The organism is Streptomyces sp. NPDC107500 (genome assembly GCF_055582785.1).
Genome location: NZ_JBVJPF010000007.1, coordinates 450,699 through 466,775 on the forward strand (window position 1 = coordinate 450,699; position 16,077 = coordinate 466,775).

Annotated in this window: 12 protein-coding genes and 1 riboswitch; of the genes, 5 read left to right on the plus strand and 7 right to left on the minus strand. The window is 73.8% G+C overall.

The annotated features are described in order from the left end of the window. Positions 1-180: 180 nt before the first annotated feature. Positions 181-819: an HD domain-containing protein gene (locus ACZ67M_RS28505; protein WP_469853446.1), complete on the plus strand. Its 639-nt coding sequence runs from the start codon at positions 181-183 to the stop codon at positions 817-819. 67 nt (positions 820-886) lie between these two features. On the opposite strand, the gene ACZ67M_RS28510 is transcribed toward ACZ67M_RS28505, so the two are convergent. Beyond that, the gene (locus ACZ67M_RS28510; protein WP_469853447.1) at positions 887-1,663 is read right to left on the minus strand and encodes an AraC family transcriptional regulator; all 777 of its coding nucleotides are present in this window, start codon (positions 1,661-1,663) and stop codon (positions 887-889) included. A gap of 85 nt (positions 1,664-1,748) precedes the next feature. Here ACZ67M_RS28510 and ACZ67M_RS28515 point away from each other — a divergent pair, with 85 nt between their 5' ends. Continuing rightward, entirely contained in the window at positions 1,749-2,543 is a 795-nt protein-coding gene (locus tag ACZ67M_RS28515; RefSeq protein ID WP_469853584.1) for a TSUP family transporter, read from the plus strand. 47 nt (positions 2,544-2,590) lie between these two features. Here the strand turns inward: ACZ67M_RS28515 and ACZ67M_RS28520 are convergent, their stop codons facing one another. Then, on the minus strand, positions 2,591-3,520 hold the full coding sequence (locus ACZ67M_RS28520; protein ID WP_450736751.1) for a GNAT family N-acetyltransferase: 930 nt from the start codon (positions 3,518-3,520) through the stop codon (positions 2,591-2,593). 171 nt (positions 3,521-3,691) lie between these two features. Here ACZ67M_RS28520 and ACZ67M_RS28525 point away from each other — a divergent pair, with 171 nt between their 5' ends. Further along, positions 3,692-4,126, plus strand: coding sequence for a hypothetical protein (locus ACZ67M_RS28525; protein ID WP_392104486.1), 435 nt, complete (start codon positions 3,692-3,694; stop codon positions 4,124-4,126). Between the two features lie 73 nt (positions 4,127-4,199). Next, positions 4,200-4,420, plus strand: a riboswitch (cobalamin riboswitch). Positions 4,421-4,588: 168 nt separating this feature from the next. Beyond that, entirely contained in the window at positions 4,589-6,907 is a 2,319-nt protein-coding gene (gene metE, locus ACZ67M_RS28530) for a 5-methyltetrahydropteroyltriglutamate--homocysteine S-methyltransferase (RefSeq protein ID WP_392014627.1), read from the plus strand. 65 nt (positions 6,908-6,972) lie between these two features. Here the strand turns inward: metE and ACZ67M_RS28535 are convergent, their stop codons facing one another. Then, on the minus strand, positions 6,973-8,793 hold the full coding sequence (locus ACZ67M_RS28535) for an RICIN domain-containing protein (protein WP_469853585.1): 1,821 nt from the start codon (positions 8,791-8,793) through the stop codon (positions 6,973-6,975). A gap of 95 nt (positions 8,794-8,888) precedes the next feature. Continuing rightward, positions 8,889-10,673: a glycoside hydrolase family 35 protein gene (locus ACZ67M_RS28540; protein WP_469853450.1), complete on the minus strand. Its 1,785-nt coding sequence runs from the start codon at positions 10,671-10,673 to the stop codon at positions 8,889-8,891. Between the two features lie 217 nt (positions 10,674-10,890). Here ACZ67M_RS28540 and ACZ67M_RS28545 point away from each other — a divergent pair, with 217 nt between their 5' ends. Then, positions 10,891-11,922, plus strand: coding sequence for a LacI family DNA-binding transcriptional regulator (locus tag ACZ67M_RS28545; protein ID WP_392104480.1), 1,032 nt, complete (start codon positions 10,891-10,893; stop codon positions 11,920-11,922). On the opposite strand, the gene ACZ67M_RS28550 is transcribed toward ACZ67M_RS28545, so the two are convergent. From ACZ67M_RS28550 to ACZ67M_RS28560, 3 genes are read right to left on the minus strand one after another with little or no spacing between them, the layout of a single operon-like run. Beyond that, positions 11,912-13,867: an amylo-alpha-1,6-glucosidase gene (locus tag ACZ67M_RS28550; RefSeq protein ID WP_469853452.1), complete on the minus strand. Its 1,956-nt coding sequence runs from the start codon at positions 13,865-13,867 to the stop codon at positions 11,912-11,914. The two genes, ACZ67M_RS28545 and ACZ67M_RS28550, sit on opposite strands and share 11 nt — an antisense overlap. Beyond that, positions 13,864-15,270 (minus strand): MGH1-like glycoside hydrolase domain-containing protein, encoded by a 1,407-nt coding sequence (locus ACZ67M_RS28555; RefSeq protein ID WP_361362773.1) that lies wholly within the window; start codon positions 15,268-15,270, stop codon positions 13,864-13,866. The genes ACZ67M_RS28550 and ACZ67M_RS28555 overlap by 4 nt, the downstream gene beginning before the upstream one ends. Further along, positions 15,267-16,067, minus strand: coding sequence for a sugar phosphate isomerase/epimerase family protein (locus tag ACZ67M_RS28560; RefSeq protein WP_361362770.1), 801 nt, complete (start codon positions 16,065-16,067; stop codon positions 15,267-15,269). Before ACZ67M_RS28560 ends, ACZ67M_RS28555 begins: the two co-directional genes overlap by 4 nt. Positions 16,068-16,077: the final 10 nt, after the last annotated feature.

Here is a 16,077-nt window from a genome sequence, read left to right on the forward strand (position 1 = left end):
CCCGTCGTGGACGAGGACCGCGACCCGGTGTGCGGCGGAGTTCACCGGGCGGGCTCGCGGTGACTGGATTCGGGTGATTCAGGGCCGGACCGAGGCGGCGCCGGGTGGCAGGGGGCCGACACCGTGGAGATTGGACGCACGGTCCACGCGCAGCACGGTGCATCGGGAAGGACGGATTTCATGACGGACATCATCGCGGGGGTGGAATTGCCCGCGACTCCGGCCGTGGCGCAGGCCACGGAATTCATCAGGGAGACCACCAATCCCTTGATCTTCCATCACTCCCGGCGGGTTTTCCTTTTCGGTTCCCTGCACGCGCAGAGGCTGGGCGTCGAACCCGATCCCGAACTGCTCTACATCTCGGCGATGTTCCACGATGCGGGCCTTCTGGTCCCGTTCTCGAAGACGCCGCAGCGTTTCGAGCTGGACGGGGCCGACCATGCGCGGGCGTTCCTGCTGGCGCGCGGGTTCTCCCCCAGCGCCGCCGAGGCTGTCTGGCTGGCCGTCGCCCTGCACACGACGCCGGGGGTCCCCGGCCGGATGGGCCCCGAGATCGCCGCCACGAACTACGGCGTCCTGACCGACGCGATCGGCTGGGGACTGGACGAGGTCGAGGGCGACCGGCTGGAGGAGATCGTCGCCGCTCATCCTCGCGGGGATTTCAAGAAGGAGTTCCTGGACGCGTTCGTCGAGGGCCTCAAGGACCGCCCCGACACCACCTACGGGACCATCAACGCGGACGTCCTGGAGCACTTCGTCCCCGGATTCCAGCGGCCTTCCATGGTCGAGCGGGTCAGGAACGCGCCGTGGCCGCAATGACGCGCCGGGGCCGGATCGCACCGGTAGTGCTCCACTCCGTTCCGACATGGCTGTGAAAACCGTCGGCCTAGCGGCGGGCCCGGTGACTCGTCGTGAAGCGGGACGGGGGGAGGCCGAAGGTGCGGGTGAAGGCGGCGGTGAACGCCGCGGGTGAGGCGTAGCCGAGACGGCCGGAGACCTCGGTCACCGACGCCGTGCGCAGCATTGGGACGGCCGCGAGCAGGCGGGCCCGGGCCCGCCAGACGGCGGGGCTGTCGCCCGTCTCGGAGCGGAAGCGCCGGGTGAAGGCCCGTTCGCTCATGGCCGTCCGCGCCGCCCACTCGGCGTTGGTCGCGCCGGCGTCCGGGTCGGCCAGATAGGACCGGCAGAGCGCCGCGAGGTCGGCGGAGGCGGGGATCCCGACGTGGAACGGCAGCGGGGTCCGCGCCGCGATCTCGTGCAGCAGCAGGGCCGCGATACCGCCCTCCCGTCCGGAGAGGCTGTAATCGGCCTCGAACTCGACCGCCGCGAGCAGCAGTTCACACAACAGGGGCGGCACGTCCACGACCGTGCAGCTGTCCGGCCACCAGGGCACCGCGTCCGGCTCGATGTACAGGCTGCGGGTGCTCACGCCCAGCATGCGCACCCGGTGCCGGGTGGCGGCCGGGATCAGTACGGCGCGCTCGGGCGGCACGGTCCAGGTGCCGTCGGCGGTGTCCACGACCATGACCCCGGTGGCGCCGTACAGGAACTGCGCCCGCCGGTGCCGGTGCCAGTCCAGGACGTGGCCGGGCGGGTAGTCGGTGCCGATCGGCAGCACCGCCCGGTCCACGTGGTCGACGTCGGCCAGGGGGACGTTCTTCACGCCGTCACCCTACGGGCCGGGACGCGAAGGAATCGTGCCGGGCTTCGCATGCGGGCACCTGTCGGCGGCTGGTGGGGTGGTCGTCGTGGATCTCTTGGCGCTGCTCGGTATCGGGCTTCTCACGGGTGTGACGACCGTGCTGTTCGGGTTCGGCGGCGGGTTCGTGGCCGTGCCGGTCGTGGTGTGGGCGGACTCCGCCCTCGGCGCGGACGCGATCCGGGTGGCCACGGCCACCTCGGCCGTGGTCATGGTGGTGAACGCCGGGTTCGCGACGGCCGTCACGCCGCGCCGGGTGCTGGCCGCGCTGCGCGGCAGCGGTCCGTTGCTCGCGCTGCTCGCGGCCGGCTCCTCGGCCGGCGCGCTCGCCGCGCGGATGGCACCGGCCGCCCTCATCCGCTGGGCGTTCGTCGCCTACGTCGCCCTCACCGTCGTGGACCTGCTGCTGCGCCCCGGTTTCCTGCGCCCGCGCGCACCGGCCCGGGTGGCGGCAGACGGCGCGCCCCGTCCGCTGCCCGCCGTCGTCGGCGTTCCGGTCGGTGCGGTGGCGGCCTTCCTCGGGGTGGGCGGCAGCGTGCTGACCGTCCCGGCGATGCGGCGGGCCGGGCACAGCATGCGGGTGGCGACCGCGCTGGCCAACCCGCTGACGCTCGCCGTCGCGCTGCCGGCCGCCGCGGTCTTCCTGGCCGGTGCCCAGGGCCTGGCCGGCGCCCACGCCCACTTGGTGGGTCTCGTCGACCTCCGTGCCGCCGCCGGACTGCTCCTGGGCGCCCTGCCGGTGATCGCGGTGCTGCGGCGCCGCCCGCCCCGCATCCCGGACCGCGCCCACGCGTGGACGTACGTGGCGCTGCTCGGCGCGGTGACGGTCGCGATGGTTGTCTGACGCGCCGGGCCGACGCCGCGGACCGCCGCCCGGTGCCGCACCGGGCGTCAGCCGATGACTGCCTCCCAGGTGTCGACCGCGAAGTGGACGGTCATGCCGTTGCGGCCGTAGAGGCGCGGAGCGCCGGTGGCGTTGGCCGTGTCGACCCCGAGCCCCACCGTGTCCCGGCCCCGCGCGGCGAAGTGCGCGAAGGCGTGCCGCAGGAGGAATCCGCCCAGGCCCCTCCCCCGTGCCGCGTCCAGCACGCCGAGGGCGCGGATCCAGCCCATGGCCTCGCGGTCGTCCCGGGCCAGCAGGAAACCGGCGTCCCCCAGGTCGTCGGTGGCGGCGATCCACACCAGGGACCAGTCGAGCCCCTCGGCGTCGATGTCGCTGAGCCAGAGCCGGTACGGACGCGGCTGGAAGTCGAAGTGGGAGGCGAACGCCTGCTGGTACAGCTCGTGCACCCGGACACGGTCCGCCTCCGTCGCGCAGGCGCGCACGGCCACCCCGGCCGGGGCCCGCGGCGGCAGGTCGGCCGCCGGGTCCACCGCCCGGCGCAGGACGTGGTGGGACCGGACGACCCGCCAGCCCCGTTCCGCGAGGAGCGCCGTGTCGGTCGTGGGCCGGGCGTTGAGGTGCAGGTGGACGACGGCCCGAGCGGCCCCGTTGGCCCGTGCCTTGGCGAGGGCGCGGTCCTCCATGGCGGCCAGCAGCCGCAGGCCGGTGCCCTGGTGGTCGGGGAGCACGTAGTGGTCGATGTCCACGCGCTCGCCGCCGGACTCGTCCCACAGCAGCCCGTAGGCCACCAGCCGGCCGCCGTCGAAGGCGAGCCACGAGTCGCGGGTCAGATCCGTCTCGGGATGCTTCAGGTCGGCCTCGACGGTGTGCTGGTCGGTCTCGGGGCGGCCGATCTCGATCCGGTCGATCTCGTTGAGGAGCTGGGTGATGGCGGGCGCGTCGGCAAGGGTGGCCGGCCGCAGGTCGGCGGTGGACATGAGAGCAGAATCGGGGGCACCGGCGGGCACCCGCAACGGAATTTCCGCCCCGCCACGCGGCTCGGGCCCCGCCCGGGCGCGGACCGGCGCGATTGGTGGACGTAGGTCCGCGAACCGCGGGCATACGGGGGTCCTGAGGACCTTCTCCGTCGCCGACCACGGGAGTCTCCTGTGACACCGAGCCTGCGCACCGCACGCGGGTGCCGTGCCGCCGCCGTTCTCCTGCTCGCCGCCGCCTGGTACGGGGGCAGCCACCACCCCTGGCTCGCCCTGCCCGGTCTCTACGCCGCGGCGGTCATGGCCTGGTGCGCGGCCCGGGAGGGAGCCGAGCACCGGCGGCGGACGGTCCTGGCGCGCCGGGCCGAACTCCTGGCCCGCCCGCCTCACCGGCAGCCGGTCCCTCTCGCCCCCTGCTGCGCCTTCTGGCGGCACTCCGACGGCGCCGTGCACGGCCAGGAGTGCACCCGTCCCGCCGCCGCCCGGGTCGCCGTGGGCGGCGACTGCTGCGAGGTGTGGTGGACCTCGCTGGGCTCGGCGCACGACACGGCCTGCCCGCGGCACGCCGACGCGCCGGGGCAGGACCGGAGCACCTGGGCCCAGCAGTAGTCCGCCGACGGCGTGTCCCGTCGCACCGTCCGCATGCCGGACGCGTCCGGACGATTCCGGGGTGGTCCCCGGTAGGGTGAACGGTGCAGCTGGTTCGCCCCGTCCGCCAGGCGGGGTGTCGTAAGAGGGAACCCGGTGGGAATCCGGGACTGCCCCGCAGCGGTGAGCGGGAACGACCGCCGTCATACGCACTGGGTCCGACGTACCGGGCCCGGGAAGCGACGGCCAGTAGGTGTCCTCCGGACGGAGGGCGTGCCCGCGAGTCCGAAGACCTGCCAACTGCCCGCGTGCGGACCGTTCCGCGCGCGGACATCCCGGTGACCTCGAGGGCGGGTCGGCGTGCACCAGACGGAACGGCCGTGCCTTTGCCGCGCGGGGTCGTCACCGTCCGGCCGGCCACGACCTTCGCGCTCTCGTTCCGTCCCCGGGATCTCAGGGACTCATCTCGCGAAGGAGATCTCCGTGACAGCGAAGTCCGCAGCCGCGGCAGCACGGGCCACCGTGTACGGCTACCCCCGCCAGGGTCAGAACCGTGAACTGAAGAAGGCCATCGAGGGCTACTGGAAGGGCCGCGTCAACGCCGACGCCCTCCACGCCACCGCCGCCGAACTCCGGCGCGACAACCGGCGGCAGCTCGCCGACGCCGGCATCCACGAGGTGCCCACCGGTGACTTCTCGTACTACGACCACGTCCTCGACACCACGGTCATGGTCGGCGCGATCCCCGAACGGCACCGCGCCGCCGTCGCCGCCGACGCGACGGACGGCTACTTCGCGATGGCCCGCGGCACCCAGGACGTGGCGCCGCTGGAGATGACCAAGTGGTTCGACACGAACTACCACTACCTCGTCCCCGAACTCGGTCCCGGCACCGTCTTCACGGCCGACTCCACCAAGCAGGTCGCCGAGCTGAAGGAGGCTCTCGCCGAGGGCCTCACCGCCCGTCCGGTCCTGGTCGGCCCCGTCACGTACCTGCTGCTCGCCAAGCCCGCTCCCGGCGTGCCCGCGGACTTCGAGCCGCTCACGCTCCTGGACCGGCTGCTTCCCGTGTACGCCGAGGTCCTCGCCGACCTGCGTGCGGCCGGCGCCGAATGGGTCCAGCTCGACGAACCCGCCCTGGTGCAGGACCGCACCCCGGCCGAGCTGAACGCGGCGGAGCGCGCCTACCGTGATCTCGGCGCCCTGTCCGACCGTCCGAAGCTGCTGGTCGCCTCGTACTTCGACCGGCTCGGCGACGCCCTGCCGATGCTGGCCAAGGCACCGGTGGACGGGCTGGCGCTGGACTTCACCGAGGCCGCCGCCGCCAACCTCGACGCGCTCGCCGCCGTCGGTGGACTGCCCGGCAAGCGCCTGGTCGCCGGTGTGGTCAACGGCCGCAACATCTGGATCAACGATCTGCAGAAGTCCCTGACCACACTCGGCACCCTTCTCGGGCTCGCCGACCGTGTCGACGTCTCCGCCTCCTGCTCCCTGCTGCACGTCCCGCTGGACGCGTCCCTCGAGCGGGACATCGACCCGCAGATCCTGCGCTGGCTCGCGTTCGCCCGGCAGAAGACCTCCGAGATCGCCACGCTCGCCAGGGGCCTCGCCCAGGGCACCGACAGCATCACCGGCGAACTCGCCGCCAACCGTGCCGACCTCGCCTCCCGGGCCACCTCACCCATCACCCGCGACCCTGCCGTCCGCTCCCGTGCGGAGGCCGTGACCAGCGCCGACACCCGCCGTTCCCAGCCGTACGCCGAACGGGCCGCGGCGCAGCGCGCCCACCTCGGGCTGCCCCTGCTGCCGACCACCACCATCGGCTCGTTCCCGCAGACCACCGAGCTGCGCACCGCGCGCGCCGACCTGCGCGCCGGGCGCCTGGACGCGGCCGGTTACGAGGAGCGCATCCGGTCGGAGATCCAGGAGGTCATCTCCTTCCAGGAGAAGACCGGTATCGACGTCCTGGTGCACGGCGAGCCCGAGCGCAACGACATGGTCCAGTACTTCGCCGAGCAGCTGACCGGCTACCTCGCCACCCAGCACGGCTGGGTCCAGTCGTACGGCACCCGCTACGTCCGTCCGCCGGTCCTGGCCGGTGACATCTCCCGCCCGCAGCCGATGACGGTGCGCTGGACGAACTACGCCCAGTCCCTGAGCGATCGCCCGGTCAAGGGCATGCTCACCGGGCCCGTCACCATGCTCGCCTGGTCCTTCGTCCGCGACGACCAGCCGCTCGGCGACACCGCCCGCCAGGTCGCCCTCGCCCTGCGCGACGAGGTGAACGACCTCCAGGCCGCCGGCACCTCGGTCATCCAGGTGGACGAGCCCGCGCTGCGCGAGACCCTGCCCCTGAGGGCCGCCGACCACGCCGCCTATCTGGCGTGGGCGACCGAGGCGTTCCGGCTCAGCACGAGCGGGGTGCGTCCGGACACCCAGATCCACACCCACATGTGCTACGCGGAGTTCGGCGACATCGTCCAGGCCATCGACGACCTCGACGCCGACGTCATCAGTCTGGAGGCAGCCCGCAGCCACATGCAGGTCGCCCGCGAACTGGCCGCCCACGGCTACCCGCGGGAGGCCGGACCCGGCGTCTACGACATCCACTCCCCGCGTGTCCCGAGCGCCGACGAGGCCGCCGACCTCCTGCGCACGGGCCTGAAGGCCATCCCGGCCGAGCGGCTCTGGGTCAACCCCGACTGCGGACTGAAGACCCGCGGCTGGCCCGAGACGCGTGCGTCGTTGGAGAACCTGGTCGCCGCCGCCCGCACGGTCCGCGGTGAGCTGCCCGCCTCCTGACCGGAGCGGGCAGGCGCCGGGCCGGGACACCGCACGTGTCCCGGCCCGGCGCTCGCCCCGTCACGTCAGCCGGCGCGCCCGGTCGGCGTCAGGGTGAGTGTCTGCTCGCCGGGGCCGCGCCGGCCGCCCACCCGGTCGCCGGTGCCGTCGGTCCAGGAGCGGACGGGCGTGGTCTCGGCGCGCCGGTGGGGGTCGCCGGAGACGCCGATCACCAGGCCGCTGTAGCGGTTGACCAGCCGGTGCGTGCCGTTGGCCGTGCCGTCGGCGGAGGTGCCGGGGATGACGAACCACTGCTGTCCGACGGAGGGTCCGCCGTCGCCGGGGCGGGTGACGGTGGGCTTGGTGCCCCAGGCCCGGCCGGTCGTCGCGGTGGAGTCGACGCCGAGCAGCCTGCCGGTCGCGGCGTTGGCGATGCGGTAGGAGCCGTCGCCGTTGCCGGTGAAGACCCACTCCGCCAGTCCGGACGGCTTCGCACCGCGCACCGACGTGGTGGCGGAGCCGTGCGCGGTCCTCTGGGCGAGGGCCCGGCCGTCCGCCCCGGTGATCCGGTACGTCCGGTCCACGTCGACCGGTGCCGCCGGGTCGGAGGTGCCGATGCTGATGTCGACGTACTCGGCGTCCTTGCCGTCCGAGCAGCCGAAGGAGCAGTACGAGCGGAACGACCTGCCGACGATGCCGGAGCCGGTCCGGTTCACACCGTCGAGGAACCAGCGGTACCAGGACGCGTTGGTGTGGTCGCCGGTGTCGCCGATCCGGAACCACTTCTGCGTGGCGAGGTCGTCGGTGGCGTAGAACTGCTGCGGGGCGTCGCCGCTCTGGTCGACCGCCTGGGGTTCACCCACGTACAGGCCCAGGTGGGCGTTGTAGGTGATGTCCATGACGAACAGGGGCGAGGTCGGGGGCATCTCGCCCGCGGCCACCTGCTCGTCGACCTTGCCGGGAGTAGCCGGGTCGTACTCGTCCGCCACGGGCGTGTAGCCGGTCTCCCCGGAGCCGCCGACCGGCACCATGTTGCTCTCGCGGCCCCCGACGCCGGGCTCGGACCAGGCGCCGCCGTACCACTTCTGCCAGGTGCCGGGCGCCATCTTGCCGGACATCGGCGCGCGGGCCACGTGGGCGTGGAACGCCTTCCAGCTGCCGCCCTTGTCCACGATCCGCGAGCCGTAGTAGACGTAGAAGTACCCGGAGGCGGCGTCGGCGAACAGGCGGGGGTCGCCGTCGCCGTAGTGGTAGGTCTGCTGCCCGAACGCCTCGGTGTCACCGCGCTTCGTGCTGTACGGCGAGGTGATGACGTGGTCCTCGACGGACCAGGTCCGGCCCTGGTCGCGGGAGACCGCGTAGTCGATGCCGTCGTAGTGGAGGCCGTCGGCGAAGGGCTGCGGGGTGAACTCGTTGTGCACCAGGCCGTACCAGTCGCCGGTGTCCGGGTCCACCCACACACCGGCCAGGTCGCAGTAGTTCTTCTGCGCGTAGTGCGAGCCGGCGGGCGGGAAGGTGGACTCCTTGCCGGTCGGGCTGTTGTTGCACCGCCAGGTGGTGTCGTCGTTGCGGTCCCTGGGCTCGTCGGGGTCGGCCGCGTCGCTGATCGCGTCGGACCGTTCGGCGGTGTCGAAGTCCGTGCCGGTGTAGAAGCTCCAGGCACGGCTGTCGTCGGCGCCGTACAGCGCGTGGGCCTGCTGGTAGTAGAAGGTGCCGTCCTTGTCGATGTAGGTGGCGGCCGGGGTGTCGTCGGGCCGGGTCCAGGAGCCCTTGTCCCCGACGGTGACGGTGTAGGTGGTGCCGGAGCCGGACGCCGACGCGGGCGGGGACCCGAGGGACGCGCCGCCGGCGAGGGCGAGCGCGGTGGCGACGGCCGCGAGGGCGAGTCTGCTCCGGGGAGCGGTCAACCGTGACACGGGTACTCCTCAACTCGTGTTGCTACCAGTGGGGGTTGGTGAACGGAGTGCGGTGTGCGGGCCGGTGAGCGGGGGCGGGGGTGCGGTCAGTCGAACGTCTCGACGTACTCCTCGGCCGGTCCGAGGTCGGGGCGGTCCACGAGGGCGACCTGGTCGCCGAGGCGTTCCAGCTCCAGGACGGTGAGGGTGTTGGGGCCCGGGCGGAGGAGGGGGCGGGGCAGGTACAGCGTGGTCTGGGGGCCGGCCTCCCAGTAGCGTCCGAGCAGCATGTCGCCGACCCAGACGAAGCCCTTGGCGAATCCGGGCAGGGTGAGGAAGGTGTCGGCGGGTTCGGGGACGTCCAGCACGGCGGTGGCGAACCCGGCCGTGCCGCCCGGCGGGGCCACCGACGTGGCGCGGGCGATGTCGTGCGGCGACCACTCGTCCAGCGGGAGCGGGTGCATGGTCCAGCCGTGCACGAGCCGGCGCTCCACCCGTACGCCGCCGAGGATGCCCTTGCCCTGGCCGAGGAGCGGCCCGTAGTTGATCCGCCCCTGGTTCTCCACCAGCAGCTCCAGCCGGACGCGGGCGCCGGTGCCGGTCAGGGGGAAGGCGGCGGTCTCGCGGTCGAGTACGGCGACGGGCACGCCGTCGGCGAAGACCTGGGCCCGGTCGTGCAGGCCGGTCACGGTCACCTCGTGCCGGCCGGCGGGCAGCAGGGGGTGGGCCGTGTAGAGCACGAGGCCCGCGGACTGGCCGAGTTCGTCGAAGCCGAGCGGCACGGGCGCGTGCACGGGCTCGGCGGCGGCGCGCACTCCGTCGAGCAGGGCCGCTCGCCGGGTCACGGGCAGCGTCGCGGGCGGCAGCAGGGGCGGGTCCGCGGGCAGGGGCCGCGGGCGCGCCCGGACGCCGGGCACGGTGGCGAACCTCTCGCGCAGGGCGTGGAACTTGGGGGTGAGCGCGCCGTGTTCGGCCACCGGGGCGTCCGAGTCGTAGCTGGTGACCGTGGGTTGCAGGGACTTCCCGTCGTGGTTGGCGCCCGCCCACAGGCCGAAGTTGGTACCGCCGTGCGCCATGTAGAGGCTGACGGAGCCGCCCGCGTCGAGGATGTCCCCGACGTCCCGGGCGGCGCTGTCCGGGGACCGCACGTGGTGCTTCTCGCCCCAGTGGTCGAACCAGCCGTTCCAGAACTCGGCGCAGAAGAAGGGTTCACCGGGCCGGCGTGCGCGCAGGAGTGCCGCCGCCTCCGCGGGCCGGGAGCCGAAGGTGGCGGCCGCCAGTTCGCCGGGGACACTGCCGCCGTCGAGCATGAGCGGAGTGGGGCCGTCGGCGGTGTAGAGCAGTTCGGTGATGCCGCGGCCGGTCAGGGCGTCCCGCACCCAGCGGACGTAGTCGTGGTCGTCGCCGTAGCTGCCGTACTCGTTCTCGATCTGCACGGCGACGACCGGTCCGCCGTGTACGGCCTGGAGTTCGGCCAGGCGCGGGACGAGCGCGTCGAACCAGCGGCCGACCGCTTCCAGGTAGGGGCCGTGGCTGGTGCGCGGCCGCATGCCGGGGGTGCCGGTGAGCCAGGCCGGCAGCCCGCCGTTGTCCCACTCGGCGCAGATGTAGGGGCCGGGCCGCACCATCACGTCGAGGCCGGTCCGCTGGGCCAGCCGGGCGAAGCGCGCGATGTCCCGCCAGCCGTCGAAGTCGGCCTCGCCGGGGCGGCGTTCGTGGAAGTTCCACGGCACGTAGGTGTCCACGGTGTTGAGCCCGAGGGCCGCCAGCCGTTCCAGGCGGTCGGCCCACTGTTCCGGGTGGACGCGGAAGTAGTGCAGCGAGCCGGACAGGACGCGGTGCGGGCGGCCGGCGCGCAGGAACGTGCCGTCGGCGTGGGTGAGTGCGGGCATGCGCGGGAGGGTCACTCGACGGCTCCGGTGGTCGTGCCGGCCCCCGCCCCGGTTGTTATCGATCCCTGGGCGAAGGCGGGTGCTGTCCCGCTTGACTATGGCAGAGAATGTTATCGATGCCAACAGGTTGGGCGAGCACGGCCCAAGGACCGGGAAACACCAGGTGACAGCTCATGTCAGCGATATCATCGACCGGGAGGCACCGAGGAAGGACCGCATGACGAAGCAACAGGGCGACGGCGGGCGACGGCCGCCGGGGATGACCGACGTGGCCCGCGCCGCCGGGGTGTCCGCGCAGACGGTGTCACGGGTGCTCTCGGGCCATCCGCACGTACGGGAGAAGACGCGGGCCGACGTCATGGCCGCGGTGGCCAGCCTCGGCTACCGGCGCAACAACGCGGCCCGCATGCTCTCCTCCGGGCGCAGCCGCACGATCGGCGTGGTGACCCTCCGCACCACGTTCTACTCACGGGCCCTGGTCACCTCGGGCATCGAGGGCGCCGCGCAGGCCGCCGGTTACACGGTGAGCACCGCGACCACCGCCTCGCTGGACACCTCCGCCATCGAGGACGCGCTGTCCCGGCTCACCGACCAGGGCGTGGAAGGCATCATCCTGTCGGTGCCGCTGATCCACACGAGCCCGCGGCTCGAGGAGCTGACCCGTGCCACGCCCACGCTCACCATCGACGGCTCCCGCACCGACGCCACCGAGGTCGTCGCCGTGGACCAGTCGCTGGCGGCCCGGCTGGCCACCCGGCATCTGCTGGACCTCGGCCACGAGACGGTCTGGCACCTCGCGGGCCCGGAGCAGTGGCTGGAGGCCGCCAGCAGACGGGAGGGCTGGCGGACCACGCTGGAGGCGGCCGGGCGCGCGGTGCCACCGCCCCTGGAGGGCGACTGGTCGCCCGCCTCGGGGTACCGGGGCGGCCTGGTCCTGGGCCGGATCCCGGACGCGACGGCGGTGTTCGTGGCGAGCGACGAGATGGCGTTCGGCGTCGTGCGGGCCCTGCGCGAACTGGGGCGGCGCGTCCCGCAGGACATCTCCGTGGTGGGCGTCGACGACATCGAGCTGGCGGAGTACTGCGCACCGCCCCTGACCACCGTCGCCCAGCCCTTCGCGCAGATGGGCGAACTCGCCGTCGCCCACCTGCTGCGCTACATCGCCGCCCCCGAGACGGTGCCCGAACCGGCGTCGGTGGAACCGCGCCTCGTCGTCCGCGCGAGCACGGCGGCACCCGTCAGGGAGTGAGCGGCCCCTCCCCCGGGGCCTGTCCGACGATTCCCAGCGCCGTCCGCAGGGCCAGCGGGGTGGCCGCCGCCCAGGCCTGCGGGGAGCAGGAGTGGGGGTACGGGACCGGTGCGGGGGTAGCGGCGCGGTCGTAGCCGGCCAGGACCTCGGGCAGCCGGTGGCCGTGGTGGGACGCCGCCGCGATCAGGCCGTCGGCGACGGTGCGCACCTCGTCCGCGAGTCCCTGGCGGGCCAGACCCAGCGCGACGACCGCGTTGTCGTGCGGCCAGGCGCTGCCCCGGTGGTAGGAGAGCGGGTGGTACGGGCGCTGCCCGGCGGCCAGGGTGCGGATGGCCCAGCCGGAGAAGAAGTCCGGCTCCAGCAGCCGCCTGCCCACCCGGCGGGCGCGGTCCGCGTCGAGGATGCCGGACCACAGCAGGTGCCCGGCGTCCGAGGCCAGCGCGTCGACCTGGCGGCCGTCGCCGTCCAGGGCGAGGGCCGGGAAGTCGGCCCCGGGCATCCAGAAGTCCGACGTGAAGCGGGCGCGCAGCCCGGCGGCGGTCTCCCGCAGGCGGCGCGCGTAGGCTTCGTCGCCCCAGACGCCGGCGGCGAGTTCGGCGGTGCGCAGGAGCGCGTCGTAGGCGTAGCCCTGCGCCTCCGAGACCGCGATCGGTCCCTCGGCCTGGGTTCCGTCGGCGAAGCAGACGGCGCCCTCGGAGTCCTTCCAGTTCTGGTTGACCAGACCGTTCGGGTCGGGGGTGTACACGAGGTAGCCGTGCCGTTCGAGGCCGCCGTCGGTGAGCATCCAGTCGACGGCCCGCCGGGCGTGCCGCTCCAGGCGGGCGGCGAGGGTGCGGTCGCCGGTCGTCTCGTGGTGGGCGTGGAGCAGCACCAGGAAGAGCGGGGTGGCGTCGACGGCGCCGTAGTAGCGGCCGTACGGGACCTGCCGGAAGTGGGCGAGTTCGCCGTGCCGGGTCTCGTGGACGATGCGTCCGGGCTGCTCGCCGCTGAAGGGGTCGTGGCGCTCGCCCTGGACGGCGGCGAGCGCGCTCAGCACGGCGGCCGCCGTCGCCGGCCGGTACGGCAGCAGGAAGTACGAGGTCAGCAGCGAGTCGCGCCCGAACAGGGTCATGAACCACGGGATTCCCGCGGCGGGAACGCGCAGGTGCTCGCCGTCGACGCCGGTGACCGGGATGGTCAGCAGGTCTAGGTCGGCCAGTCCGCGTTCGCAGGTGCGGGTGAGGTCGTCCGGCGCGGACGCCCGGCCGTGCGGGTGCCGTCGGCCGGTGGCGGGGGTGGAAGGGGTGGGCGCGGTGTGTCCGTGCGGGTGGGCGCGGGCGGTCAGCCGCAGCTCCGCCCGGCCGTGCGCGTCGAGCGGCAGCCGCCAGGACAGGGTCCGGACGGTGGCCTGCCCTGCGGGCTCCGCGGATGCGGCCGTGTCCGGGGCGGGGTGGCAGCTGAGTTCGGTACGGGCGTGCCATGCGTCCCGCCGGTAGGTGAAGACCGGTCCGTCGGCGCGGTCGTGGGTCTCGTACTCGGCGCCGGGCTTGGCGTAGTGGCGGTCGTCGGCGCGGAGTTCGAAGAGGTCGGCGAAGTCGGCGCCGACGGTCAGCTCGACGTGGGCGGTCACGGGGTCGGGGCGGTTGCTGACCAGGGTCAGGTGCTCGGTGAACGCGCCCGCGGTGACGCTCTGCCGCCGGAAGACGGTGTAGGCGGGCGGGTGGTCCCGGGTGCCCTCGGGGGTCAGGACGCAGGCGGCCGTGTCGTCGCCGTCCGCCGTGGCGGGTACCAGGACGACGGGCGCGGTGCCGTCGACGGTGAGCCGCCAGCGGCTCAGGTGCCGGGCGTCCTGGAAGAACAGGCCGTCCGGCGCCGTGCCGCGGGTGCCGGTGATCCCGCCGTCGGTGCCGAGCCGTACGAAGGTGGCGTCGCGCACGAGTTGGACGCGGGCTTCGGCGGTGGTCATGACCGGGCCTCCGTCAGATCGTGTCCCGTCGGGTCGGACCCGGTCGGGTGGTCCGCCGCCGGGCCGGGGCTCAGCAGGTCGAGGGTGAGGGCGGCGGTCCAGGAGAAGTGCCGGGTGCCGCGGGCCTCGCCGGTGCCGGGGTCGACGTACTCGGCGAACCCCGAGCGGCCGGCCCGGGCGAGGAAGTCGGCGCGCAGCACGTCGGCGTCCTGCCGCAGGCCGTGGGTGCGCAGTCCCCGCTCGATCAGCCAGGCCGTGTTGAACCAGGCGGGGCCGCGCCAGTACCGGGTGGGGTCGAAGGCGGGGCCGGTCAGGTCGTAGCTCGGGACCAGCCGGGTGGCCGGGGCGCTGAAGTGCGGCCCGGTCAGCGTGGCGTGCAGGCTCCGGACGACGTCCGCGGGCAGGTGCGGGACGAGCAGCGGGACCAGGCCGCTGACGCTCCGCTCGTCGACGTGCGTGCCGGTGTGCAGGTCGCGGACGCGGAACAGTCCGGCCTCCGCGTCCCACAGCCGGTCCACCAGCGCCCGGGTCAGTGCGGCGGCCCGCTCCGTGTGCCGCTCCCCCGGCAGGCCCAGTTCGCGTGACATGGCGGCGAGCGCCAGTTCGCTCACGGCCAGCAGCGCGTTGAAGGACGGGTCCTCCACCGCGAACCGGTGGGGTGCCGTCCGGTCGTCGTAACCGGCCTCCCGGTACTCGGTGGCCAGCCGCACGTAGCGGCCGTAGTCGAGGTCGGTGGGCCGGTCGGCGGGGTGGCCGTGGTCGAGGTCGGCGCGCCGGAAGGTGCCGGGCGGGCTGGGCTCGATCCGCTGGAGCGCCCGGTCCCAGCAGGGGCTGTTGTCCATGCCGGGTTCCCACGGGTGCACGACGGCCGCGAGGCCGCCGCCGCCGAGGTCGCGGCGGTCCAGGAGGTAGTCGTGCCAGGCGGCGAGGCGCGGGTGGACGCGGGCGAGGAAGCCGCGGCGGCGGGACTCGTCCGGGTCGGCGCGGTGCACCAGCCAGGCCGCCAGGGCGTGCACGGGCGGCTGGACGATGCCCGAGGTCTCGGCGGCCGACGGTGCGCCCGCGGCGCGGCCGGCCCGGGAGGACTGCCAGAAGTCGGGGCTCGGGAAGTAGGCGTCGTGCGGCAGGGCCGGGTTGAAGACGATGTGCGGGACGCGGCCGTCCGCCCACTGCGCGGCCAGCAGGGACTCCAGCTCGCGCTGGGCGCGGCGCACCGACAGGTGGCGCAGCCCGATGGCGACGAAGGCGGAGTCCCAGCTCCACTGGTGCGGGTAGAGGGTGCGGGAAGGGACGGTGGAGGCGCCGGTCCAGTTGTCGAGGAGGACCCGCGCCGCACCGCGCCGCAGGGTCAGGTCTGCGGGCGCGGCGGGCGCGGGCCGGTCCAGGAGGTCGGGAGAGTTCACGCGCCGGACCTCGCGAGGAAGCCGGGGACGGAGCGCACGGCGTCCAGGGGGTCGCCGGTCAGCCGGCATTCGAGGGCGAGGTGGCCGTCGTAGCCGATGGTGTGCAGGGCGCCGAGCCAGGCGGGCCAGTCGAGGTGTCCGGCGCCGGGCTGGAAGCGGTTGGAGTCGGAGACCTGGGCGTGGCCGATGACGTCGGCGTGGGCGACGATCGCGGCGGCGGGGTCGGTCTCCTCGATGTTCATGTGGTAGCTGTCGATGCCGATCCGGACCGAGTCGAGGCCGACGGCGCGGATCAGGTCGGCGGCCTGGTCGAGCCGGTTGACCATGTGGTCCTCGTAGCGGTTGAGCGGCTCCAGGAAGAGCGTGACGCCCTCCTTGCGGGCGTGCTCGCCGAGTTCGGTGAGACCGGCGAGGAGCACCTCGCGGTCCTCCTCCTCGGTGCGCGGCGGCTCGAAGGGCGGCAGGCGGCGGGAGAACATGCCGTACGAGGCGGGCGTCTGGGCGCCCACCCCGCCGATCTCGGCGATGACGGTGAGCTGGGACTTCATCTGTGCGACGGCGTCGCGGCGGAGGTCCTCGTCGAAGGCGCCGAGGAAGTGCAGCATGTCGACGCAGACGGTCGGCATGACGACGCCGTCGGCGCGGGCCTGCTTCAGTTCACCGAGGCGGGAGGCGAAGTGGAAGTCTCCCTTGCCGCGCAGTTCGATCGCGTCGTAGCCGGCCTGCCGGGCGAACTCCCACTTGGCCTGGAGGGTGTCCCCGGGCAGCAGCTGTTCCTGGACGGCGGTCTTGAGCATGGGGGGCCTT